This window comes from Calderihabitans maritimus, assembly GCF_002207765.1.
In the GTDB taxonomy this organism is placed as follows: domain Bacteria; phylum Bacillota; class KKC1; order Calderihabitantales; family Calderihabitantaceae; genus Calderihabitans; species Calderihabitans maritimus.
In genome coordinates this window covers 25,959-47,982 of sequence record NZ_BDGJ01000023.1, presented here as the reverse complement: position 1 = coordinate 47,982, position 22,024 = coordinate 25,959, and the positions used below count along the sequence as shown (strand labels likewise).

23 protein-coding genes are annotated in these 22,024 nt (G+C 45.8%); 4 read left to right on the top strand and 19 right to left on the bottom strand.

The window, feature by feature from the left end:
- Positions 1–92: 92 nt before the first annotated feature.
- The 9 genes from KKC1_RS03750 to KKC1_RS03710 form a co-directional block, all read right to left on the bottom strand.
- Complete coding sequence (locus tag KKC1_RS03750) at positions 93–335, bottom strand: RNA-binding S4 domain-containing protein (RefSeq protein WP_088553166.1); 243 nt, start codon at positions 333–335, stop codon at positions 93–95.
- 80 nt (positions 336–415) lie between these two features.
- A complete protein-coding gene (locus KKC1_RS03745; protein ID WP_088553174.1) occupies positions 416–691 on the bottom strand; it encodes an HU family DNA-binding protein in 276 nt (91 codons plus the stop codon).
- Between the two features lie 68 nt (positions 692–759).
- Entirely contained in the window at positions 760–2,271 is a 1,512-nt protein-coding gene (yabN, locus tag KKC1_RS03740; RefSeq protein ID WP_088553165.1) for a bifunctional methyltransferase/pyrophosphohydrolase YabN, read from the bottom strand.
- Between the two features lie 111 nt (positions 2,272–2,382).
- Positions 2,383–2,946 carry a stage V sporulation protein T gene (gene spoVT, locus KKC1_RS03735; RefSeq protein ID WP_088553164.1) on the bottom strand — a complete coding sequence of 188 codons (564 nt, stop codon included), beginning with the start codon at positions 2,944–2,946 and terminating at the stop codon, positions 2,383–2,385.
- A gap of 158 nt (positions 2,947–3,104) precedes the next feature.
- Positions 3,105–4,073, bottom strand: a complete 969-nt coding sequence (locus KKC1_RS03730; RefSeq protein ID WP_088553163.1) for a peptidylprolyl isomerase — start codon at positions 4,071–4,073, stop codon at positions 3,105–3,107.
- 36 nt (positions 4,074–4,109) lie between these two features.
- Positions 4,110–7,664, bottom strand: a complete 3,555-nt coding sequence (mfd, locus tag KKC1_RS03725; protein ID WP_202819932.1) for a transcription-repair coupling factor — start codon at positions 7,662–7,664, stop codon at positions 4,110–4,112.
- Positions 7,665–7,794: 130 nt separating this feature from the next.
- A complete protein-coding gene (locus KKC1_RS03720; protein WP_088553162.1) occupies positions 7,795–8,175 on the bottom strand; it encodes a hypothetical protein in 381 nt (126 codons plus the stop codon).
- A gap of 64 nt (positions 8,176–8,239) precedes the next feature.
- Complete coding sequence (gene pth / locus KKC1_RS03715; protein WP_088553161.1) at positions 8,240–8,812, bottom strand: aminoacyl-tRNA hydrolase; 573 nt, start codon at positions 8,810–8,812, stop codon at positions 8,240–8,242.
- A gap of 69 nt (positions 8,813–8,881) precedes the next feature.
- Complete coding sequence (locus KKC1_RS03710; RefSeq protein ID WP_192868064.1) at positions 8,882–9,508, bottom strand: 50S ribosomal protein L25/general stress protein Ctc; 627 nt, start codon at positions 9,506–9,508, stop codon at positions 8,882–8,884.
- A gap of 104 nt (positions 9,509–9,612) precedes the next feature.
- Between KKC1_RS03710 and KKC1_RS03705 the strand changes: the two genes are divergently transcribed.
- Positions 9,613–10,344 (top strand): PRC-barrel domain-containing protein, encoded by a 732-nt coding sequence (locus KKC1_RS03705; RefSeq protein ID WP_192868063.1) that lies wholly within the window; start codon positions 9,613–9,615, stop codon positions 10,342–10,344.
- Here KKC1_RS03705 and KKC1_RS03700 read toward each other — a convergent pair.
- The 9 genes from KKC1_RS03700 to ispE form a co-directional block, all read right to left on the bottom strand.
- The gene (locus KKC1_RS03700; protein WP_088553158.1) at positions 10,341–11,288 is read right to left on the bottom strand and encodes a ribose-phosphate diphosphokinase; all 948 of its coding nucleotides are present in this window, start codon (positions 11,286–11,288) and stop codon (positions 10,341–10,343) included. The genes KKC1_RS03705 and KKC1_RS03700 overlap by 4 nt on opposite strands.
- Positions 11,289–11,372: 84 nt before the next feature.
- Entirely contained in the window at positions 11,373–12,755 is a 1,383-nt protein-coding gene (gene glmU, locus KKC1_RS03695; protein WP_088553157.1) for a bifunctional UDP-N-acetylglucosamine diphosphorylase/glucosamine-1-phosphate N-acetyltransferase GlmU, read from the bottom strand.
- Positions 12,756–12,920: 165 nt separating this feature from the next.
- On the bottom strand, positions 12,921–13,175 hold the full coding sequence (gene spoVG / locus KKC1_RS03690) for a septation regulator SpoVG (protein WP_088553156.1): 255 nt from the start codon (positions 13,173–13,175) through the stop codon (positions 12,921–12,923).
- Positions 13,176–13,308: 133 nt separating this feature from the next.
- The gene (ilvA, locus tag KKC1_RS03685; RefSeq protein WP_088553155.1) at positions 13,309–14,532 is read right to left on the bottom strand and encodes a threonine ammonia-lyase; all 1,224 of its coding nucleotides are present in this window, start codon (positions 14,530–14,532) and stop codon (positions 13,309–13,311) included.
- Positions 14,532–15,104, bottom strand: a complete 573-nt coding sequence (locus tag KKC1_RS03680) for a glycosyl hydrolase (RefSeq protein ID WP_238134183.1) — start codon at positions 15,102–15,104, stop codon at positions 14,532–14,534. Before KKC1_RS03680 ends, ilvA begins: the two co-directional genes overlap by 1 nt.
- A complete protein-coding gene (locus KKC1_RS16690; RefSeq protein ID WP_238134182.1) occupies positions 15,067–15,276 on the bottom strand; it encodes a hypothetical protein in 210 nt (69 codons plus the stop codon). Before KKC1_RS16690 ends, KKC1_RS03680 begins: the two co-directional genes overlap by 38 nt.
- Positions 15,277–15,480: 204 nt before the next feature.
- Positions 15,481–16,242, bottom strand: coding sequence for a nucleotidyltransferase family protein (locus tag KKC1_RS03675; protein ID WP_088553154.1), 762 nt, complete (start codon positions 16,240–16,242; stop codon positions 15,481–15,483).
- A gap of 26 nt (positions 16,243–16,268) precedes the next feature.
- The gene (locus KKC1_RS03670) at positions 16,269–16,976 is read right to left on the bottom strand and encodes a GntR family transcriptional regulator (RefSeq protein ID WP_192868062.1); all 708 of its coding nucleotides are present in this window, start codon (positions 16,974–16,976) and stop codon (positions 16,269–16,271) included.
- 36 nt (positions 16,977–17,012) lie between these two features.
- On the bottom strand, positions 17,013–17,864 hold the full coding sequence (gene ispE / locus KKC1_RS03665) for a 4-(cytidine 5'-diphospho)-2-C-methyl-D-erythritol kinase (protein ID WP_088553153.1): 852 nt from the start codon (positions 17,862–17,864) through the stop codon (positions 17,013–17,015).
- 138 nt (positions 17,865–18,002) lie between these two features.
- On the opposite strand from ispE, the gene KKC1_RS16685 reads away from it, so the two are divergent.
- The 3 genes from KKC1_RS16685 to KKC1_RS03650 all read left to right on the top strand — a co-directional run bounded on the left by KKC1_RS16685 (position 18,003) and on the right by KKC1_RS03650 (position 21,049).
- Positions 18,003–18,548 carry a L,D-transpeptidase family protein gene (locus KKC1_RS16685; protein ID WP_088553152.1) on the top strand — a complete coding sequence of 182 codons (546 nt, stop codon included), beginning with the start codon at positions 18,003–18,005 and terminating at the stop codon, positions 18,546–18,548.
- A gap of 65 nt (positions 18,549–18,613) precedes the next feature.
- Positions 18,614–19,213, top strand: a complete 600-nt coding sequence (locus tag KKC1_RS03655) for an ANTAR domain-containing response regulator (RefSeq protein ID WP_088553151.1) — start codon at positions 18,614–18,616, stop codon at positions 19,211–19,213.
- Positions 19,214–19,474: 261 nt separating this feature from the next.
- On the top strand, positions 19,475–21,049 hold the full coding sequence (locus KKC1_RS03650; RefSeq protein ID WP_088553150.1) for an FMN-binding glutamate synthase family protein: 1,575 nt from the start codon (positions 19,475–19,477) through the stop codon (positions 21,047–21,049).
- Between the two features lie 166 nt (positions 21,050–21,215).
- Here KKC1_RS03650 and lgt read toward each other — a convergent pair whose 3' ends face one another.
- Positions 21,216–21,962 (bottom strand): prolipoprotein diacylglyceryl transferase, encoded by a 747-nt coding sequence (lgt, locus tag KKC1_RS03645; RefSeq protein ID WP_088553149.1) that lies wholly within the window; start codon positions 21,960–21,962, stop codon positions 21,216–21,218.
- Positions 21,963–22,024: the final 62 nt, after the last annotated feature.

Sequence of the window (22,024 nt, the reverse complement as noted above, 5' to 3'; positions counted from 1 at the left end):
AATGCAACCCAGTCATTTCAAGGGTTTCCGGTTGTCGGGTCATTGATTTTGAAGATTAACTGTCAAAGATGAGTTATAAGTAACAAAATTTGTTAGTCTATTATACGGTAAGCCTGGCCGGCGCTATCCTTTTTATCCAGCGGCGAAGTAGACAAAACCTCCACTTTTAATTTCCTGGTGCCATAATCAATTAGCAGAATATCGCCCTCTTTAACTGCCGCCCCGGGCTTGGCAACCTTGCCGTTCAGTTGCACCCTGCCGGCAGCGCAAAATTCCTTAGCCAAAGTCCGCCTCTTTATTAGGCGGGAGCATTTAAGAAATTTGTCCAAACGCATATTTTCCTAAAACCTCCTGAAGAAAAAAATCAGGTTCGCTAAATACGAACCCGACTTCCGCACTTTAATTTTCCTATATTTCACTTGGCCACAGCTTCTTTTAAAGCTTTACCAGCCTTAAAGACAGGAACCCGTGTGGCGGGTATTTGAATTTCTTCACCAGTCTGAGGATTGCGGCCGGTACGTGCAGCTCTATCCCTAACTTCGAAGGTACCAAAACCAACCAATTGTACCTTTTCACCTCTGGAGAGCGCTTCTTCGATACTCCCTAAAACTGCATTAACCACTTTTTCTGCATCTTTTTTAGTTAGATCGGTTTTTTCTGCAACGCTGCTGACAAGTTCTGTTTTGTTCAACTCAATCCCTCCTGTAAAAATTAGTTTTCGTTTAGCAATATTCGCCAATTTATAACAATCTCCTGCTTTCAAACCAATATTTTATGGGAATTTTTTGTGCTGAATCCCTGATTTCGCTTGGCTTCTTCCCAAAGGGCATCCATTTCCTCCAGAGTCATGTTCTCAAGCCTTTTCCCTCGCCGGCGGGCTTGTTCCTCCATGTAGGAAAACCGCTGGATGAAACGCTTGGTAGTACTATGCAGAGCTTCCTCAGGATCAACCGCCAAGAAACGGGCGGCGTTAACTACCGCAAATAAGAGATCACCGAGTTCATGATAAATCTTCTTCCGGTCGCCGCTATTTATAGCTTCCTTAAATTCTTCTATTTCTTCCTCAATCTTTTTCCACACCCCTTCTACGTCGGGCCAATCAAAACCCACTTTTGCCGCCTTATTTTGTACCTTCTCTGCCCTTATTAATGCCGGTAATCCTCGGGGAACATTAAGGATAAAATTATTTTTTTCTGGGCCACGTTCTTCCTGTTTGATATTTTCCCAGTTGCGTCTTACTTCATCAGGAGTGTCCGCCTTCACATCTCCAAAAACGTGGGGATGCCGGCGAATCATCTTAGCTACAATTCCTCTGATAACATCATTAATATCAAAAAAATCTCTTTCCGTCGCCAGTTGGGTATGGAAAACTATTTGCAGTAGTAAGTCTCCCAATTCCTCACATAATTTATGCATATTCTCTTCTTCGATAGCCTCTATAACTTCGTAAGTTTCCTCAATTAAATAGCGTTTAAGAGATTCGTGTGTCTGGGCTCGATCCCAGGGACAACCGTCCTCACTACGCAGACGGGCCATAACTTCCACCAAAGAATCTAAGGGATAAACAGTTCTGGGTTTTATTTTTTCCCGAGCAGGGGGAACATACACCGTAGTGAGATAGTCAATCCACGGCAGCCTGTCCAATTCATACAACGGAATCTCCTCTATTTTTTCATCTCCTGGAATCCCCGCTGCCTTAACCACCTTAATCCTGCATTCATCTGAAAATACTTCCATAAGAGTTAGTTTGACCTCTGAGGCTACGTGCCGGCTGTATACCTGAGCAATAAGCAGGCCGCTCGTAGGATCCAGATCTTGCGGTTTCAAAGCCAAGCCGTCTAAAACTTTTATACCTCCTATAGGGTCGATTTTTAGAGCCGAACAAACTGCCTCTACAAAACCCATTGCTGGGGTCACGAACACTTCAATTTTCTTCCGGCGCGCTTCCTGCATGAGGAGTTCGACCGATTTTTCGGCCACGAGAGGATTACCCGGTACGGCATAAACAATCTCGCCTGCCGATACTACCAGGACTCGTTCCAGCAGCAAGGAGACAATAGAAGAATAAATCTCCTCGAAAGTTTTTTTAGTTTCATACAAATAATCGAAAGTGGAAAAAGGAATTCCTTCTTGGCGCAAAAAATTCACCGTAGGATGTTTTTCCGTACGTAGGAAAACTTCGGCGCCGCTTCTTAATATCTTAAGTACTCCTAGCGGAAGCTGTTCAGGTGCTCCCGGTCCCAATCCAACAACTTGGATTACTTTTTTCATTTTTACCTCCTCAAACTACCCGTTCTTAACTTTCGCCCTCATTTTAACAGCAACACCAAAGGTTAGCAAGGGGCATTACATAACAAAAAAAGCGGCGCTAAGCGCCACTGTTTATTGTTCCATTTGTTTGGCCAAAAAGCCTGCTGCCGTTTCCGCCAGTTTCAGTTCCATTTCTCCCATTTTAACGTTAGGATCTCTGGAACATAAGATAACAGCCCCAATGGGATCCCCCTCGGCAATAATGGGTGCTATAACCTCCGCTGTAAACTTACAACTATCCTCTTCGTTTTCGATTAGGCACCCGCGACAATAAGCATGCTCGCCAGGGTCATTAATAATTACCGCTTTACGGTCCTCCATAACTTTTTCAACCGCAGCCCCGATAGGCTTGTTCAAAAACTCTTTTTTCGACGCACCCGCTACAGCAATGATGTTGTCCCGATCAGCTATCAACGCGATATGCCCTATTGCTTCATACAGTGAATCTGCATATTCTTTAGCAAAATCACCTAACTCACCGATAGGAGAGTATTTTTTCAAAATCACTTCTCCTTCACGATCTACAAAAATTTCCAACGGGTCTCCTTCTCGAATCCTTAAGGTTCTGCGTATCTCTTTAGGAATAACTACTCTACCCAGATCATCAATTCGCCGTACGATCCCTGTTGCCTTCATTACCCGTTTTCCCTCCTTCTTAAAAAAACATGAAGTTGAAACGTTTACCTGTTTTTCACTCTTAGTATATAGCGCTTTAAGTGCAATTATTCATTATTTTCCATTGAGCTAACAAAAAAGTTCCTGGTTACATCAGTCTGACCAGGAACTTCTTCGACTTACTCTAAATTTTTCTCTATTTCCGCCTCTTTCTGCAACTTCTCATAAAACTCGTTGAATACTTCATTTTTCTTTTGGGCCAAAAGACGAGTTTCAATATCCCCTTCCAATTCTTCTAAAGTATCTTTCTTATCTTCCAGTTTTATGATGTGATACCCATAGGGGCTCTGCACCGGTTCTTTACTAAAATCTCCTTCCTCGGCTAAAAGGAAAGCCCCTTCCACAAATTCCCTAACCAGCCTAGTATCGTTTCTGGTAAAGTATATATCTATCAAGCCGCCAGCCTCTTTAGATTTCTCATCTTCAGACTTGCTCTTGGCCAGTTCTGCAAAATCAGCTCCGTTATTGAGTTCCTCAATAATTTCCTTGGCTTTCTCTTCGGCCTTGGCCAGTTCTTCTTCGCTAACCTGTCCCTCTTGAGCCTTAATTAAAATATGGCTGACTTTGACAGAAACCAAATCTTCTTTATTCTTTTCAAAATAATCTTTGACTTCTTCCTCACTCACACTTACGTCTCCAGTAACAGCCTTATACAGGGCATCTTCTGTCAACTGGAACAGAATATAGTGTCTCAGATCTTCTTCCGTTAAGTTCTGTTGCGCCAAAAGCTGCTGGAACATCTCTTCGCTGGGAAACTGGCTCTTAATCTTGGCCAAATGCTCGTCTATTTGCGACGTCTCTATATTTATCCCCTGCTTTTTGGCTTCTTGAAAAATCAATAACTCCTGAATCAGTTGGTCCAGCGCCTGCTTTTCTAATGCTGCTATAAATTTTTCGCCCGCTTCACCTTCTAAACTGGCCCCCTGATGTCCAGACATGCCCTTGAGCTTTTCTACCCGTTCGTCCAGCTCATCCCGGGTGATCTGTTCCCCGTTAACAGTAGCAACAACATTGCTTTTGCCGCATCCGCTAACCGCGAAGATAACAACCATTATTAAAGCGCCAATCAAAAGTATTCTTCTGTGCACTCTCTCCCAACCTTCCTATCCTAAAATTAGTTAATTTTAGTTAATTATATCAGCTTGTTCTTCCGGGTGCAAGCTATTTAGGGTATATAACAATTTGGAAAGAGTCTTTAAAATTTCCTGCTGGTTAAGGTTGGCTAATCGCAACCTGATAGAAAGTCCACCCGCACTGGAAAAGCTGAGCTGACCCGGGAAAAATCCGGCCAACTCCATCAACTTTGGTCCTTTAAGATAAGTTTCACCCGCAAAATTTATAATCACCGACTTCCCTTGCTGTACCACCTTTTCTATCCCGATTTTACGAGCCAAAGCCTTGATCCGGGTAATGGTCAAAAGATTCTCAACCACCGGAGGCCAGTTTCCGTAACGGTCTTTAAGGTCTTGGGCAATCTCCTCCACCTCAACCGGTTCTTGTACCATAGTCAACCGGCGGTAAAATTCCATCTTCACCCCCGTGTCTTCAATATATTCATTGGGAATATAGGCATTCACATTCAACTCAATGGACGGATCTGTTTTCTTCTCTTCAACTACTTCAACGCCTTTTAGTTTCCGGACCGCCTCCTCCAGAAGCTGCATGTAAAGGTCAAATCCTACTGCCAGCAGGTGTCCGTGCTGTTCAGGCCCCAGGATATTCCCCGCCCCCCTAATTTCCAAGTCCCGCAACGCCAGCTTAAGACCTGCTCCAAACTCTGTAAACTCCCGAATTGCATTCAATCGCTTTTCTGCGTCGCTATTTAGTATTTTATCTTTGCGATAAGTAAAATAGGCAAAAGCCAAGCGGTTGGTTCTCCCCACCCTTCCTCTTAGCTGATAAAGCTGGGCAAGCCCAAAACGATCAGCTTCATCTACGATGAGAGTATTTACATTGCCTATATCCAGGCCGTTTTCTATAATAGTTGTGCAAACCAAAACATCATATTTCCCCTCCATAAATTCCATCATAATCTCCTCTAAATTGTCTTCTTTCATCTGCCCATGAGCTATAGCTATACGCGCTTCCGGTACCAATTTTTGCAAATTTTCAGCCACTTGCTCTATATCCGACACCCGGTTATGCACAAAATAAACCTGGCCTTTTCTCTCCAACTCCCGCCGAATAGCATTCTGAATTAATTGAGGGGTATATTCAACTACATACGTTTGTACCGGGTAACGGTCTTCCGGAGGTGTTTCTATAACGCTCATGTCCCGCACGCCGGCCAACGACATATGGAGCGTTCGCGGAATAGGTGTCGCCGATAAAGTTAAGACATCTACATTCTGGCGTAACTTTTTAAGTTTTTCTTTATGGGCAACACCAAACCGCTGTTCCTCATCAATTATCAACAATCCTAAATCTTTAAACGTCACATCCTCTGATAAAAGCCGGTGAGTGCCAATTACAATATCTACTAATCCCTGTCTAAGCTCCTTGATCGTTTTTCGCTGCTCTTTAGGAGTCCGGAAACGACTCAAGACCGCAATATTCACGGGGTATGAAGAAAATCGTTCTTTAAAGGTATAATAATGCTGTTGAGCTAAAATGGTAGTAGGTACCAAAACAGCAACTTGTTTTCCATCTAAAACAGCTTTAAAAGCTGCTCGCATTGCCACTTCCGTTTTCCCATAACCTACATCTCCGCATAACAGCCGGTCCATAGGCTTCGGTTGCATCATATCTCTTTTTACTTCTTCAATGGCCCGTAATTGATCCGGCGTTTCTTGATAAGGAAAAGCTTCTTCAAACTCTTTCTGCCAGACCGAATCGGGTGAAAAAGCATATCCTTCCACCGTTTGCCGGGCGGCGTATAATTCCAGCAATTCGCGGGCCATATCCTCTACTGATCTTTTGACCTTGCTTTTTACTTTAGTCCAGTCATTACCACCTAAACGATTCAGCCGGGGTACGTGTCCTTCGGCACCCGAGTATTTGTGTATTAATTTGGCCTGGTCTGTCGGCACGTACAGACGGTCATCCCCAGCATACTGTAAAACAAAATAATCTTTAACAACGCCACCAACCTTCACCTGCTGGATACCTAGGTAGCGGGCAATGCCATGCTGTACGTGGACCACGTAATCTCCCTCTTTTAGGGTAGTCAGTGAAATACCGTCGACAGCGCCCTTTTTATAGGTTCTACGAGCAGCAGGCCGTTTCTGTTGGCCAAACAATTCGGCATCAGTCAGAACCACAAGCTTCAGGTGGGGTAGTTCGAATCCTGCGCTGAGGACCCCTGAACAGATTAGTACCTTCCTCTCTACAGGAATCATTACCCCTTCTGACGGCTTAAGAGCCTCTATATCTTGTTCCCATAGATATTCCCGAAGTTTTTCCTGCCGGCTGTCTCCAGAGGTCAAAAAGACCATCCGGTACCCCCGGTTGCGCCAGCTTTTCAATTCTTCTACCAGCAGAGAAACTTTGCCGGAAAAAGACGGAACGGACTTAGCCGAAACCGTAAAGGTCTGCTTTACGCCGCCTGTCCTTACATTTTGAGGAAGTAGTGAAAAATAAATTTGCGGATATCGTTCCACTATATCCATTAACCGCCGGTATTCGACATAATTCCGGGTTTGGGAAGGAAGAAGCTCTCCTTCCTCCATGAGATCCGCATAAACAGAGGCTCTTTCCAAATCCAAACGTTTCATGGTTTCTTCCAATCGCAAGACTTCATCTATGACTATTAAGGGTTCACGCGGGAAATACTGGAACAATAGTTCTTCCGAATAGAAAAAACTGATTAATTGTTCCATGCTTTCTTCCCAAACCCCGTTCTTAAGCTTTTCCAGCAAATTGCGGATCTTTTCCTGCAACCTGGCTGCCGACTTGCCTTTTCCCAGCTTCATCAACTTTTGCACTGATTCTTCCAACTCTTTCTCAATCACGGGCACCGAACGCTCGACGGCTTCCGGCAGCAATATAAACTCTCGGGCAGGAGAGATAGTTATTTCCTCTACCGAAATATTGGATCGCTGGGTATCAACATCAAACAGTCGTAAAGAATCAATAGTGTCGCCAAAAAACTCAATACGTACCGGTTGCTTCGAAGTCGGGCTGAAAACATCGACAATGCCTCCCCGCACCGAAAACTGGCCTGGCACCTCTACCGGATCAACCCGCTCGTAACCCAGCTGGACCAAAGTTTCAACTAGCTCAGTAAGATCTAATGTTTCTCCCAACCTTAAAGAAATCAAGCTCTGGGCAAAAATATTCTTCGGCACCAACCGCGTGGAAAGCGCGCTGGCGGGGACAACTACGCACTTGGTTGCGCCACAAACTATTTTCTGCAATACTGTCAACCGCTGGATCAGCAAATCCTGGCTATAGGCGTAAACTTCATAGGGCAAGATTTCCCGCGGTGGGAAATAGCTTACCTCTTCCTCAGATATGAACAAGGATAAGTCTGAAACCCACCTTTTAGCAGTATCCTCGTCCGGAGTTATAACCAAGACCGGCAGGGACAGGTTGTTAATCATAGTCGCCAGAAAATAGACTTTTGCCGAATCCGGCAATCCATAGACCACTTGGGGGGAAACCCCTTTACGGATAGTGCTTAGTAAAACCTGGAATTCCTTATCCTTTTGTAGCAACTGAATTAGCCCTTGCAGGAGCACCCTTTTCACCCCATGCTTGTTGTAAAATTACTGTTCCAAAGCCAAATAATGGACGCCCCAGGGGGGACCCCCATTTCGCTTAAACAACACTCTTCATTATATTTCAAAAACTCGCCTCCCATCAAGCTATTCACGATGTTAGCCGAAACACTCCCCCGTTCCAAAGAAGGTGCACAAACACTGCCGCAAAAATTCCCACTAATAGATAGCCAGTCTTTTCTTTGGCCATCCATGTAATAGCTCCAAATAACACGTGGGCTAGGAAACTGCCTACGGCTGCCACTCGGTTACCGGTTCTTCCCGCATGCAAGTCGTATAAAGCTTCAACCGCTCCAAAAACCGCATGGGTCAGAACCAGAGAAGCTCCCAACAGCCAGGCTATCGAGGACTTAAGAGTTTCTTCAATCACCGGAATGAATATTTCCACCGCTTTTTTACCTTGCAGTTGAAACAAAGCGTTATTTGCCGCCCAACCCAATACTGCCGCCAGTAAACCGGCTATAATAAACATACTCTTCTGTCTCCTTATGATTTACCTGTTTTATACTATTTCCACTTTCCAAAAATCTATAATTTTATGCTTTTCTATGGTTATAAAGGCTCATCGCTTTTTCCAGGTCGCCTTCGGTGATTAAGAATTTCAAAGCTTCTACTGCCACGGGCAAAACCTCCCGCATAACCGACCATTCTCCTTCGGGGAAAGGGCTTAAAACGTAGTCTACAACGCTTTTCGTATCCTCCGGTCGTCCAATACCAATTCGCAATCGCGGAATTTCATCCGTACCTAAGGCTCTAATTACGGAGGCCATGCCTTTATGCCCCCCGGCGCTTCCCTTCCCTCTTATGCGTAACTGCCCCACTTCCAAATCCAAATCATCATAAACTACAACTACTTGCGAAGGCTCAAGGCAGTAAGCCTGGACGAGAGGGCCCACTGCTTCCCCGCTCAGGTTCATAAACGTTTGTGGTTTAGCCAGCACAACCTTCTCTGTCCCTAGAAAAACTTCACCCACCAGGGCATTAAATTTTTTTTGCTTAATTTTAGCTCCTATTTCTTCCGCCAGTAAATCCACCACCATAAAACCGACGTTATGCCTAGTTGTTTCATATTCGACACCCGGGTTGCCCAAGCCGACTATCAGCTTCATCCATCTCCACCCCTACTCTTTCATCTCTCCAAAAGTACAAAAACTCCCGGCGAGCCGGGAGCTTCATTTTTATTCTTCCGCAGGTGACGCTGCTTCGGTAGCTTCTTCGGCTTCCTTATCTTCTTCTGTCTCCAGTCGCGGTGCTACTACCGTTGCAATAATGGAGTCAGGTTCTGAGAGTATCTCTATATCATCATCCAGTTTCAAATCGGCAACACTCAAGCTATCGCCAATATCCAAGTTGCTGACATCTACCTCAATCGCCTCGGGTATCTGCGTCGGTAAACATCTTATTTCCAGTTCGCTGATACCGTGTTGCAATATGCCTCCCTTGCTTACTCCAACTGCTTCTCCCACAAGGTGAATAGGAACCTCTACCTCTAGTTTTTCCTGCAAAGAAATTTGATAGAAATCTACGTGAAGCAGATCTCCGCGAAGAGGGTGTCGCTGGATTTCGCGGATAAGAGTGTCATATTCTCCGCTTTGGTCACCATCGTTTACCTTCAGCTTTACCAAAACGCTCCGACCAAAATCGCTGAGCAACTTCTCCATATCGCGCTCGCCAACCTGAATCGGGATGTTACCTATCTTTTTTCCATAGAGAACAGCGGGAATAAATTTAGCACGGCGCAGCCTTTTAGCAAAGCCCTTGCCTTTTCCTTCCCTAATTTTCGCTTCTAACTGAACTGCTTCCATTAACACCTCACCCCTCGTCCGCATATTATAACCTAATTTTAGCATAACCAGTTAAATATGTGAATAATTATAACTAGGTCAACCATTTAGGATGGTGAATGCAGATGCGTAAATACCGCAAACAGTTAATATCTCTGCCCATTATCAGCATCAAAGAAGGGGAACAGATAGGAAAAGTTCGTGATGTCATCGTAGATCCCAAAGCCATGGCCATCAGTGCCCTGCTGGTAGAACAAAAAGGCAGGTTCAAAGAGCATAAGTTAATTCCTTTTAACAAAATACACGGAATTGGCGATCATGCTATTACCGTTGAAGAGAAAAACGTCATCGTTAGAGCAGCCCTGTACCCGGAATTGTACAAACTTCTGAAGCATCCTACACCGATAGGAGCAAAAGTTATATCCGAAAAAGGAAAAGTTTTCGGGGTAGTTAACGAGTTTACCTGCCACCCAGATACAGGCCAAATAGAAACTCTGGAGATCAGCGGGAGTCTTATCAGTAATTGGCTTAAGGGAAAGGCCTATCTTAGCCGAAACCACGTCCTTACTATGGGTAAAAACGCCGTAGTCGTAGCGGAAGAAGCCGCCACTCACCTCCAAAAAAGCGAAGGCTCCTGGCAGGAAAAGGTCAAAGCTTTTCGAGAAACCGGTACCAAGGTATGGGATACTACCGTACAAAATACCAAAAAATGGGGTCACATGTTAAGCAAATCTCTAGAAAAACTGGCCGCTGAAGAAGAGGAAATAACCAACTCCGTCTATCCGCTGACTGCCAGGAAAAATTCACTGCCCGAAGACGAGGAAGCCAGAACAACCAAGGAAGACCAGCCTGTCTAATCAAACAATTTGCTTACCGACAAATCTTCGTGAATGCGAATTATGGCTTCTCCCAGTAAAGGAGCAACCGACAGGCATTTTATTTTCGGTATCTGTTTTTCCGGCGGCAGTGGAATAGTATTGGTAACTACGACCTCAGATATTACCGACTTTTCCAGTCTTTCGATGGCCGGTCCCGAAAGAACCGGGTGGGTACAGCAGGCAAAAATCTCTTTGGCTCCCCGCTCCTTCAGAGCTTCGGCTCCCTGCGTGATAGTACCCGCCGTATCAATTATATCATCGGTCATAATTACGTTTTTCCCTTTAACGTTACCGATAATATTCATTATTTCCGCCACATTGGGGGCAGGACGCCTCTTATCGATAATAGCTATCTCCGCTCCCAGGCGTTCCGCCAAAGACCGGGCACGAGTAACCCCGCCTAAATCCGGCGACACCACAACTACGTCATCCAGCTTTTTATTCGCGTAGTATTCAGCCAAGATAGGTACACCCGGAAGATGGTCGAATGGAATGTCAAAGAAACCCTGAATAGCGCTGGCGTGCAGATCCATCGCCACTATCCTCCGGGCACCTGCCGCGGTGATAAGGTTGGCTACCAGCTTGGCTGAAATCGGATCCCGCGCCCTTGTTTTTCTTTCCTGACGGGCATAACCGTAATACGGAATAACAGCCGTAATGCGCCGCGCCGAAGCCCGCCGCAATGCATCAATCATAATGAGAAGCTCCATAATATTCTCATTGACCGGATGGCAGGTAGGCTGAATTACAAAAACGTCTGCGCCCCTGACACTCTCATCGATGGCAATACTGATCTCTCCATCGCTGAAACGGGTTACCTTGGCCGCTCCTAGATTCAATCCTAAATATTCGGCTATTTCCTGGGCCAGGCCGGGATTAGCATTTGCCGTAAAAATTTTCAATTTGCCGCTAAACAAACCCATCTCAAGGATGTACCTCCTGTATAAAAAATCCCTTTATGATTTCGAGCTATTGACCCATTTTCCTTCCTGGCCAGGAAAAAACCATTATTTTCTGTCATTGTTCTTGCTTTTTCCCCTTTTTTTCCTGGCATACCCCTTCAAATTGATCTGCTTGCCCCGACATATAGCCAGATCACCAGCGGGCACGTCTCTAGTTATAGTTGACCCTGCTCCAACCATGGCATCCTCCCCAACCTCGACCGGCGCTACCAGATTGGTATTGCTGCCGATAAATGCTCCATCACCGATCTTAGTAGGCCATTTTTTCTCTCCATCATAGTTACAGGTAATTGTTCCGGCACCTATGTTCACTCCTGTTCCAATAGTTGCGTCCCCGATGTAAGACAGGTGTGGTACTTTGCTGCCCGCTCCAATGCGCGAATTCTTAACCTCCACAAAATCGCCTATCTTAACGTTAGGCGCCAACACGGTGCCCGGCCGCAAATAAGCATAGGGGCCAACGGAGCAACCGTCTCCAATTTCACTTTCCGTAACCACTGAATACTGAAGAGAAACATTGTCGCCTACCCGGCTGTCTCTGACCGTAACCCCCGGTCCAATCGTACAACCACTCCCGATATAAGTATTCCCCTGAATAAAGGTAAAGGGTAGAATAACCGTATCCTGGCCTATCTCCACCCCGGCGTCAATAAAAGTGCTGTCGGGGTCCAATATGGTTACACCTGCTTCCATCAAGGCGCAGTTAATCCTTTTGCGGAGAATCTTTTCCGCTTCAGCCAGTTGAACGCGGTTGTTTATGCCTAAGGTTTCTTCCGCCGATCCCTGAACGGCCTCTACCGTCAACCCTCGCCGGATTAAAATGTCTATGGTATCGGTCAGATAATACTCACCCTGCGCGTTATCCGGACGAATCTCTTCCAACGCTGATAAAAGTTCTTCCTGGCGGAAACAGTAAGTGCCTGTATTGATCTCCCTGATTTCCCTTTCTTCTGGGGTAGCATCCTTTTCCTCAACTATCCTAATCACTTTCCCATCCGGCCCGCGAACAATTCGCCCGTATCCGGTAGGATCAGGCAAGATCGAAGTCAAAATTGTAACCGCGGCCCGGTTTTCCTGATGCCTCTCGATAAGCTCCTTGAGAGTCTGGGCAGTGAGGAGAGGAGTATCCCCGCATACCACCAGGACGTCCTCTCCGTCACCGGGAAGTAAAGCCTTGGCCTGCATTACTGCATGCCCCGTCCCCAACTGCTCCCGCTGGTAAGCAACTTCCACATCCCGAGCAACTTTTTCTTTCACCAATTCAGCCTCATGCCCCAAAACCAGGATAATGTTTTTCACTCCGGCACCCCGGAGGGCCTCAAGCACATGCTCTACCATGTACTTTCCAGCCACCTTGTGGAGCACCTTAGGTAACCGGGAACGCATCCGCTTTCCCTTACCTGCCGCCAAAACCACTGCTGAAACCATATTCTCCCAAGGCCCCCTCAGGAACAGTTTTCTGTACAAAATATTATATTTTCTCCTTCACCGTATATAATCCCTTTTCAGAGTTTTTATTTAAGCAAAAAGCAAAGGAGCCGGAGCTCCTCTTCACAAATATGAGGCTGAGACACTTCAGAAATTAATGGTTCCTTAAATAGCTTCTTTATAAGCCTTAAGGACCGCCTCTTGAATAAGTTCCCGGGTACTAGAATTGATCGGATGCGCTATGTCCCGGAATTCACCGGCAGGAGTTCTCCGGCTGGGCATAGCCACAAATAACCCCTTCGGACCCTCAACTACTTTAACGTCATGGACCACAAACTCGTTGTCAAAAGTTACCGATACAATTGCCCTCATTTTTCCTTCAGGGTTTATCTTCCGGATACGAACATCGGTGATTTGCAACTTTTCCTCACCACCCTTCTTCCAGGCTAGCCAACGGCTGACAAATGCCCTATTCGCTCTTCTTATATAAAATCCTGCCAGTTTTCTTAAATTTTAACACATATTTTGCCAAATTATTCATTTGTTGAAAATTTTAAGGTAACTCTTTAACCTTATATCCTTTCTCCTGAAGAGCTTTAATTATCTGGGCAATGTGCTCCGTATCCTTAGTTTCCAAACGCAGCGTCACCTCTGCCCGGGTGAGGGGAACAGCCGGTTTGATCCGGTCGTGAGTGACTGAAATAACATTCGCCCTGGTAGAAGCAACCACCGATAGCAGTTTTTGCAGTGCGCCCGGGCGGTCTTCCAACCAGGTACGCAGTTGAGCCAATCGCCCCGTTTTAACCAAGCCCCGTTCAATAATTTTAGAAACCATATTTACGTCAATATTCCCGCCACTGATTATTACCACCACATTTTTCCTTTTCGGTCTTACCTTTCCGGCCAACATAGCCGCTAAAGCCGCTGCGCCCGCCCCTTCCACAATTAACTTCGACCGCTCCATCAGCATGAGGATGGTCTGGGCTATCATCTCGTCCTCCACCGCTACTATATCATCAACCAGCCGCTCAATTAGCGGTAGCGTTATTTCTCCCGGCCTCTTAACCGCTATACCATCCGCAATAGTTCCTACCGTATCCTCTGTTGAAAACTTCCCTTCTTTCCACCGGGCAAAAACGGGAGCAACCCTTGCAGCCTGCACTCCAAAAACTTCAACTTCGGGCCGGAGACTCTTAACTGCCGTTGCAATTCCCGCAATAAGTCCTCCCCCTCCTACTGGAACTACTAACGCATCCAGATCAGGTAACTGCTCCACAATTTCCAACCCCACCGTACCCTGGCCGGCTATGACCGCCGGGTCATCAAAAGCATGAATAAATACTGCTCCTGTTTTATCTTGAATGCTTCTGGCCTCCAGATAAGCTTCATCGTAATTCTCTCCCGCCAATACAACTCTAGCCCCGTAGTCCCTGGTCGCCATTATTTTGGACAAAGGAGCCCACTGGGGCATAACTACGGTTGAGGGAATGCCGGCCCTGGAGGCGGCAAAGGCCACGCCTTGCGCATGGTTTCCCGCCGAAGCCGCTACCACGCCCTTCTTTTTCTCCTCCGGAGATAACATTTGAATCTTATTGTAAGCCCCCCGAATTTTAAAAGAGCCAGTTTTCTGCAAATTTTCCGCTTTCAAAAATACATTGTATCCGGTCAACTTGCTGAACGTAGCCGAAAAATCCAGCGGAGTACGGTGTATAACCGGCTTTAATTCCTCTAAAGCTTTGTGAATATGGTGCAAACTTACTATTTCCAGCTCACCCATCAATTTCCACCCCAAACAACGTTCCTAAAATTATTGTAAACAAAATCAAGCAATTCCAGTGGATCCTCGTGAGCGGCTTTTTGCCTGGTATCATTGTTGTGGTACACCACATTGTAAATATTAACTCCTACCCAATCCACATAATCATCGCCAGGATAGTAATCCAGTATATTAGACTGCGGAAACGTAAACACCGTCCATACCATAATTACATTAGGCGCTTCTTCTTCCATCACATCATGAACTAATCTCCATTTTTCAACATACTTTTCAGGATCACCCGTATAGGCCGTCCATGCCCCATTCATTTCAGATGCAAATCTCAGAAAAACAGGTACTTCAGTTTCACGTAACCTCCTGGCGAAAGTTCTCAAATACTCGTCGTCTTTAACAACATCCAAGCCATCATTGGGCTCCCATGCTATATGAGGTATGGCCCCAACAGACTTCACTTCTTCAATCCACTTCTCAGGAAACGGCTGCCCATACCCTACATAATAAAAAAATGAAGCATGCTTCTTGCCGGTCAATTCATTAATTAAATTTGGCCATATCACCATTAATAACTGCATCTTGAAAAACGTAGGCTCCCAGATATATTCCTTCAACCGGCTCGTATTTCGCCAACCGATAATCATCTTTTTGTATCAGTAGTTTAACATCGCTTGCATAAACAGTCATCAAACGGCCAAATAGAAAACTGAAAGTTAAAAACAAAAGAACTATAACCCTAATTCGAAACATGCCGCATACCCTTCCCGCTACCACCTTAATATCACGGAGGAACCAATAGAGGGATGACTGACGGAAAAGATTTCTCACCAGCAGATGTAGTCGATAGAACAGGATTTCCCCATTTCCTAAAAAAATCGTCCCCTGCCTCTGGGGCTGAGACGATTTCGGTCATCACATTGATTTACAATTTAATTAGTATTATTGTGTTTGTTTTCAAGAAATCAAAACTTTTCTCACCAGCTCCAGGTCGCTGGGCTTGTCTACGTCGATGCCTACTTCGGGATAAGAAGAGATAACGCCGACGCCTTTTATACCCAATAATTTAGAAAAATGTTCTTCGGCATCTTTGATTGACAAGCGCTTGAGCAAAAACTTCAATACAAATCCGGGACCTATTAACCGGCATAAGGCGAGTGGTTTTTTTCGTAAACTAACTATCTCCTCCGCCTTCGCGGAGCAAGGCTCTATGATCCGGGAGTTAACGAGGAAGAGGTTGCCTCCCGTGAATGTTCCTTCTTTCAATTTCACATAAGTTCGCTTAACGCCAGGAAACTGTTTTTCGTTACTTTCCTTGGCCACAATCGGGTAATAAAGGTCGGCTCCCGGTCTCTTTTCACAAAGGGACAGGAAGTCATCTATAGCTTCCGCCGTTATCAGGGGAATGTCACAGGTGGCTACCAGTACCATCCCCTCGGCATTCAAAGCTCTTACGCCCTTCTTTAAAGTTTCGACAGCTGTTTTACCGGGAGAAACTACGGTGATATCCGGCTCCTCTTTATAAAGCTCAGTCAGCTCGACCACCGGTCCTACTACTATAATCCTTCCTATTTTAGAAGATTTTTTAAGCGCAGCCACCACGTAATCAACCATGAAGCGATTACCAATTTCTATTAACGCTTCACTTTCCGTTTCGCTGCACTCGGCCAGTTTACTACCTCCAATATTTCCGGCCAGAACAACGGCATCTATCTTCATACTCCCATGCCTCGCTTTAACTAAAATTATTCAGTTATAGAATTTCTTTCTCGGGAAATATTTCCTTCCCGGAGGGCCTCCAACATGCTGTTTTCCGCGTTTTCAATATGCTCTGCGGCAAGGGCCTGAGCTAAGGCGACATTTCTTTCCGATAGGGCCTCTACTATCTTTTTATGCTCCTCCAAAGTCTCTTTCATACGTCCGGGAAAGGCTAACGAAGTGGAGCGAAATCTCTGTATTTGTTCTCGCAAATTGCTTATTATCTGTACCAGGCGCTCATTGCGACTGGCTTTATAAAGGATATCATGAAACCGGGTATCTATTTCTATCAATTTTTCCAAGTCATTACTTTCTGTACATTCAGCAACCTGCACCAAAAGGCGTTCCAGTTCCTCCAGTTCTTCCTCCGTAATCCTTTCGGCCGCGAGACCGGCGGCTAGAGATTCTAAAGCCGCTCTGATCTCAAAGACATCGGCTATATCTTTGATAGAAATCCCGGCCACATAGGCACCCTTCCGCGGTACCATCACCACAAAGCCTTCCAGTTCCAGTTTGCGAATAGCCTCCCGCACCGGAGTCCGGCTGACACCCATTTCTTCCGCCAACTGGACTTCCATTAGCCTTTCTCCCGGTTTTAAGGTGCCGTTAATAATGGCTTCTCTTAAGGTTTCGAATACAATTTCCCTCAGTGGTTTGTAGTTTTCCAACTTGATGGGTGACAACCTTTTAGTCACTCTTTTTCCCCCTCTACCAGTATAATTCCTTCTCCCTCAGCGGGTTCGAGTCAAAAACACTTCCGGGTATTCTTCCTTTAGCAAAACATATGCCTGCTCTGCTTCCTTTTGCCCGCCAAAAACCCCCATAACTGTAGGTCCGCTGCCACACATAACCGCCCGCATGGCTCCCAGCGAAAGCATTCTGTCTTTGATCCGGGCAACCTCGGGATAATGCTCCAGGGTTACAGTTTCCAATACATTAACCATGTTGGCCACCAGCAGTTCCATATCTTCTCGGGCAAGCGCTTCCACAGCCGCAGCGTTATCCGGCCGTTCAGTTACCTTATTTTTATCAAACCGGCGATAGACTTCAGCTGTAGAAACCCCAAATTCCGGCTTGGCCAGCACCAGCCAAAGGGTCGGCGCCTTGGGAAGAATAGTTAGCTTTTCTCCAATGCCTTCCACAAGGGCCGTTCCCCCTAGTATACAAAAAGGTACATCGGCCCCCAACTGTTTTCCCAGACAGATCAATTCTCCCGGCGTTAGCCCTAGTCCAAGTAGATAATTAATACCTATCAAGGTGGCCGCCGCGTCGGCACTGCCACCGCCCAGGCCGGCAGCCACGGGAATATTTTTTTCAATGTAGATATGAATTCCTTCCGTAAACCCCGTGCGTTCCTTCAGCAAAAGGGCTGCTCTATAGGCCAGATTATCATAATCCGCGGGAATGGCAGCGGTGTTGCTATCAATGGTAATACCCTTTCCGGAACGGGAGACCGTTACTAAATCCCGCAGGTTGATGCTTTGGAGTATCATCGATACTTCATGGTAATTGTCTTCTCTTTTGCCCAAAACGTCTAGCGTTAAGTTAATTTTAGCATAGGCAGGAACAGTTAAACCAGTCAAGAAATATGCTCTCCTTCCAAGCAACAGGTACTCAGAACATATTAATATAATATAGATATATTACATAAAGCAGCAAAAAATCCTTTTTGTTCACCCGGCCAGAATTCAACCTCGACTGGCCAACAGGAGGGAGTAAAAATGGAGGACCTTCTGGTTAACCTGGCCCAGAGAAGGCTCTATTTTTGCCGCCACGGACAGTTAGTAAAAAGTTATCCGGTAGCGATAGGTAAGCCGCAAACTCCCACCCCAACGGGAAAGTACACCATAACCAGAAAAATAATCAACCCCGGTGGAATTTTAGGCACCCGATGGTTAGAGCTCAGCATCCCGAACGGCCCCTACGGGATCCATGGCACCCCTCATCCCTGGACTATAGGGACTGCAGCTTCCAATGGCTGCATTCGCATGTATAACAAAGATATTGAAGAATTGTTTCCCCTGGTCAAAATAGGTACGCCGGTAACAATTATCACCGGCAAGGAAAGACCTGTCGACTCTACTTCCTCTGCTTATTTCAACTATACCGTACGCCCGGGAGATTCCTTGTGGAAAATAGCACGCAAATTCAATCTCCGTGTAGAAGAACTTCGCGCTGCCAATTCTTTAACCCATGATTTAATCTACCCGGGACAAATTTTACGCATACCACGAACTGACAAGAGTAGACATGTTGCACAATTGTAGTACAAGCAGTACAATTATAAAGAGTTACTGTTACTGTCTATTTTTCCACCATCAGGGGGGCAACCATGTTCGGGTCCCGTATCGTTTTGGCCGACGCCGATCCCGCCTTTCGCAAGAATTTAAAAGAGATGCTTACTAAAGCCGGCTATATAATTGTAGCTGAAGCAGGAGACGGTCTTAGTGCCCTGAAAGCCATCAAAAGCATGCATCCCGACCTGGCTATACTGGATGCGCGCCTTCCAGTTAAAGACGGGCTTGAAGTAGCTAAAATTATTGAGGAGGACCGGGTAGCACCGGTCCTCCTCTTAACAGCATATAATCATAAGGATATTGTACAACAGGCTAAAGACTCTTGGGTTTTTGCCTATCTGGTAAAGCCGGTTAACGAAGCCAATCTGTTTCCTGCCATTGAAATCGCTATTGCCAATTATAGAAGAATGTTGTCTTTAGAAAGAGAAATCCACCGGTTGAAAGAAACTCTGGAAACCAGAAAGCTTGTAGAACGGGCTAAGGGCATCCTGATGGAGGTTTTAGATTTGTCTGAAGCGGAAGCCTTTAAGAAAATCCAAAAAGAAAGTATGAACAAACGCACTTCCATGCGGCAGATTGCTCAATCCATAATTGTAGCTTATGAAAAAGGTAGGGTTGTTAGATCCAAAGAGTAGAAACCAGCTGAATAAGTATACAATATTCTTTTAACATAATTATTGAACTAGTTCTAAATTTTTTTATAATAATAATTGTGATTATTGGGCAACGACGCCCTCAATCTTCACCTTAGGGGATTGAGTGCGTCTTTTTCTTTTTGGGAAAGGGGGCATGATAAACTAGAAGCGGTAATTGTTGGTCGGTTCGGCGGGTTAAACTAAAACCAGAGGAATTATATGAGTAATGCAAGAGAAAAGAATGTAGGAGGATGGTAGAAAATGACTTTTAGTAAATTAAATCGGACGGATGCTACATTGAGCAAGAGCAGGACTCCCAATTCGGTTTCACCTTTCAGCGGTCTTTGCGCTACCTGCTTGGATGGCTGCACCGGGACCTGCGAAGTAGGAAAGTCTGCTTTCCGCGGCAAAGAAATGCTTTATCCTCAGCCTTTCGGCACCACTACTTCGGCCTCGGAGAAAGATTATCCCATTGATTTTTCTCATTTTAACATTATGGGTACGGCCGTAGGAGCTGTTGGAATTGAAGCCGACAGCGACAAAGCTATATTCCCGGCGGTTAATTTGGATCAGGAGATTGGCGCCGAGAATAAAATTAAATTAAAGACGCCAATTGTTATTGCTGCTATGGGATCCACTAATGTAGCGGCCAACAACTGGGACGGACTGGCTACAGGAGCCGCCATTTCCGGAGCCATGATCGTAGTGGGAGAAAACGTCTGCGGCATGGACCCCAATGTAGAGATTAAAAACGGTCGGGTAGTCCATTCACCTAATCTGGAGGCCAGAGTTAAGGCTTTCCAGGACTGGTATGATGGTTACGGAATTATTGCGGTACAAGCAAACGTAGAAGATACGCGTTTGGGCGTGCAGGAATATGCTATTGAAAAACTGGGTGTAGAAGCAGTTGAGCTCAAATGGGGTCAGGGTGCCAAAAATATAGGCGGAGAAGTTAAGCTAAATACCCTGGAAAGAGCTCTGCAACTGAAAAGCCGCGGTTACATCGTATTGCCCGATCCGGAAGACCCTGTGGTGCAGGAAGCTTTCAAAGCCGGTGCTTTTAAAGAATTTGAAAGACATTCCCGTATCGGCATGGTTACTGAAGAAAGCTTCCATGCCCGCGTAGAAGAACTGCGGAAAGCCGGAGCCAAGTATATTTTCTTAAAAACAGGTGCTTACCGTCCCGCCGACCTGGCGCGCGCCTTAAAGTTTGCTTCTGATGCCAGGATCGACTTGCTTACCGTTGATGGAGCCGGCGGTGGTACCGGAATGAGCCCGTGGCGGATGATGAACGAGTGGGGTATTCCCACGGTTGAGATTGAATCGCTGCTGTGGCAGTACTGCGAAAGACTGAAAGCTAAAGGAGCCTATATCCCGGACATTGCCATAGCTGGAGGAATTACCCTGGAAGATCAAATGTTCAAGGCTTTCGCTTTAGGAGCTCCTTACGTTAAAATTATTGGTATGGCTAGGGCTCCGGTAACGGCTGCCCACGTAGGAAAAACGATAGGAAATGCGGTAAAAGAAGGTAAGATCCCCAACCTGTACAAACGCTATGGCGAAACCATCGACCAAATATTCATTACTGCCAGTGAGCTGCGGCAGCGCTTCGGTAAAGATTTTGACCGTCTGCCCACCGGGGCCATCGGCGTTTACACCTACTTTGAGCGTCTCAAGCAAGGACTGCGCCAGTTTATGTGCGGTGCCAGAAAGTTCAATCTGGCCAGCATTACTCGCGACGACATAGCGGCCCTTACCCGGGAAGCCGCCGAAATAAGCGGTATCCGCTACATTATGGACGTAGATAAAGAAGAAGTTGAGGAGATTCTGGGCTAGGAAAATAATTTTTCGCTGATATAGTGGAAAGAATAAAAGGATAGACTTTCGCGAAGAAGGTCTATCCTTTCTTTTTTTTGGTTGTATTTAATACACCTCAGCGGACAAATTAAAGGTTAAAGGTTATTGCCGAAAAACTATGGCGAGGGGCGTCGAAAATTTATTCTCACTTATTCCGTTTGTCCGACGGCAACAGGTGACGGCGATATAAAATTACGGCAGAAACAAATATGAAAACCACACTTATAACCTGGGCCATCCGCAATGGGCCTAACATCAAACTGTCCGTACGAAAACCTTCAATAATAAACCTGCCTAATGAATACAAGCCTAAATAACTGAGGAAAATATCGCCTTTATAAACACCCTGCCTTTTCCTCAGCCAGAGCAGAAAGACAAACACAGCCAAATCCCACAAAGATTCATATAAAAAGGTCGGGTGACGGTACTCCCCTGCTATATACATCGCCCAGGGCAGGTTAGTCGGATAGCCGTACGCCTCCTGGTTAAAAAAATTCCCCCACCGGCCGATAGCCTGCCCCAAAACAATGCTGGGAGCAACTATATCCGCCATCTGCCAAAAATTAAGCCTGTTCTTGCGTATATACAAATAGGCAGCTATTGTTCCCGCAATGAGCGCCCCATGGATAGCCAATCCACCATGCCAGATGGCAATAATTTCCTCTGGCTGCTGGCGATAAAAATCCCAACGGAAAATTACGTAGTAAATCCGCGCACCAATAAGAGCAAAGGGTACTGTCACCAGCACCAGGTTTAAAATATGTTCTGGATTCACCCTATCTCTCTCCGCTTGACGATAGGCCAGATAGGTACCTAAAGCTATGGCGGTACTCATTAAAAGACCATACCAGCGTACAGTAAAAGGCCCTAGTTCAAAAGCTACTGGATCCATTATCCCGGCCTCCTCTCATCTTGCAAAAAAAGAAGGCGCAAATTCATGTCGGCCTCTTGAGG

What these genes read in the sequence shown, in the direction of transcription:
- KKC1_RS03750 (WP_088553166.1), bottom strand. Translation starts at nt 335, where the DNA reads ATGCGTTTGGACAAATTTCTTAAATGCTCCCGCCTAATAAAGAGGCGG.
- yabN (WP_088553165.1), bottom strand. Translation starts at nt 2,271, where the DNA reads ATGAAAAAAGTAATCCAAGTTGTTGGATTGGGACCGGGAGCACCTGAA.
- spoVT (WP_088553164.1), bottom strand. Translation starts at nt 2,946, where the DNA reads ATGAAGGCAACAGGGATCGTACGGCGAATTGATGATCTGGGTAGAGTA.
- KKC1_RS03720 (WP_088553162.1), bottom strand. Translation starts at nt 8,175, where the DNA reads ATGTTTATTATAGCCGGTTTACTGGCGGCAGTATTGGGTTGGGCGGCA.
- pth (WP_088553161.1), bottom strand. Translation starts at nt 8,812, where the DNA reads ATGAAGCTGATAGTCGGCTTGGGCAACCCGGGTGTCGAATATGAAACA.
- KKC1_RS03710 (WP_192868064.1), bottom strand. Translation starts at nt 9,508, where the DNA reads ATGGAAGCAGTTCAGTTAGAAGCGAAAATTAGGGAAGGAAAAGGCAAG.
- KKC1_RS03705 (WP_192868063.1), top strand. Translation starts at nt 9,613, where the DNA reads ATGCGTAAATACCGCAAACAGTTAATATCTCTGCCCATTATCAGCATC.
- KKC1_RS03700 (WP_088553158.1), bottom strand. Translation starts at nt 11,288, where the DNA reads ATGGGTTTGTTTAGCGGCAAATTGAAAATTTTTACGGCAAATGCTAAT.
- glmU (WP_088553157.1), bottom strand. Translation starts at nt 12,755, where the DNA reads ATGGTTTCAGCAGTGGTTTTGGCGGCAGGTAAGGGAAAGCGGATGCGT.
- ilvA (WP_088553155.1), bottom strand. Translation starts at nt 14,532, where the DNA reads ATGGGTGAGCTGGAAATAGTAAGTTTGCACCATATTCACAAAGCTTTA.
- KKC1_RS03680 (WP_238134183.1), bottom strand. Translation starts at nt 15,104, where the DNA reads ATGCAGTTATTAATGGTGATATGGCCAAATTTAATTAATGAATTGACC.
- KKC1_RS16690 (WP_238134182.1), bottom strand. Translation starts at nt 15,276, where the DNA reads ATGTTTCGAATTAGGGTTATAGTTCTTTTGTTTTTAACTTTCAGTTTT.
- KKC1_RS03675 (WP_088553154.1), bottom strand. Translation starts at nt 16,242, where the DNA reads ATGAAGATAGATGCCGTTGTTCTGGCCGGAAATATTGGAGGTAGTAAA.
- KKC1_RS16685 (WP_088553152.1), top strand. Translation starts at nt 18,003, where the DNA reads ATGGAGGACCTTCTGGTTAACCTGGCCCAGAGAAGGCTCTATTTTTGC.
- KKC1_RS03655 (WP_088553151.1), top strand. Translation starts at nt 18,614, where the DNA reads ATGTTCGGGTCCCGTATCGTTTTGGCCGACGCCGATCCCGCCTTTCGC.
- KKC1_RS03650 (WP_088553150.1), top strand. Translation starts at nt 19,475, where the DNA reads ATGACTTTTAGTAAATTAAATCGGACGGATGCTACATTGAGCAAGAGC.
- lgt (WP_088553149.1), bottom strand. Translation starts at nt 21,962, where the DNA reads ATGGATCCAGTAGCTTTTGAACTAGGGCCTTTTACTGTACGCTGGTAT.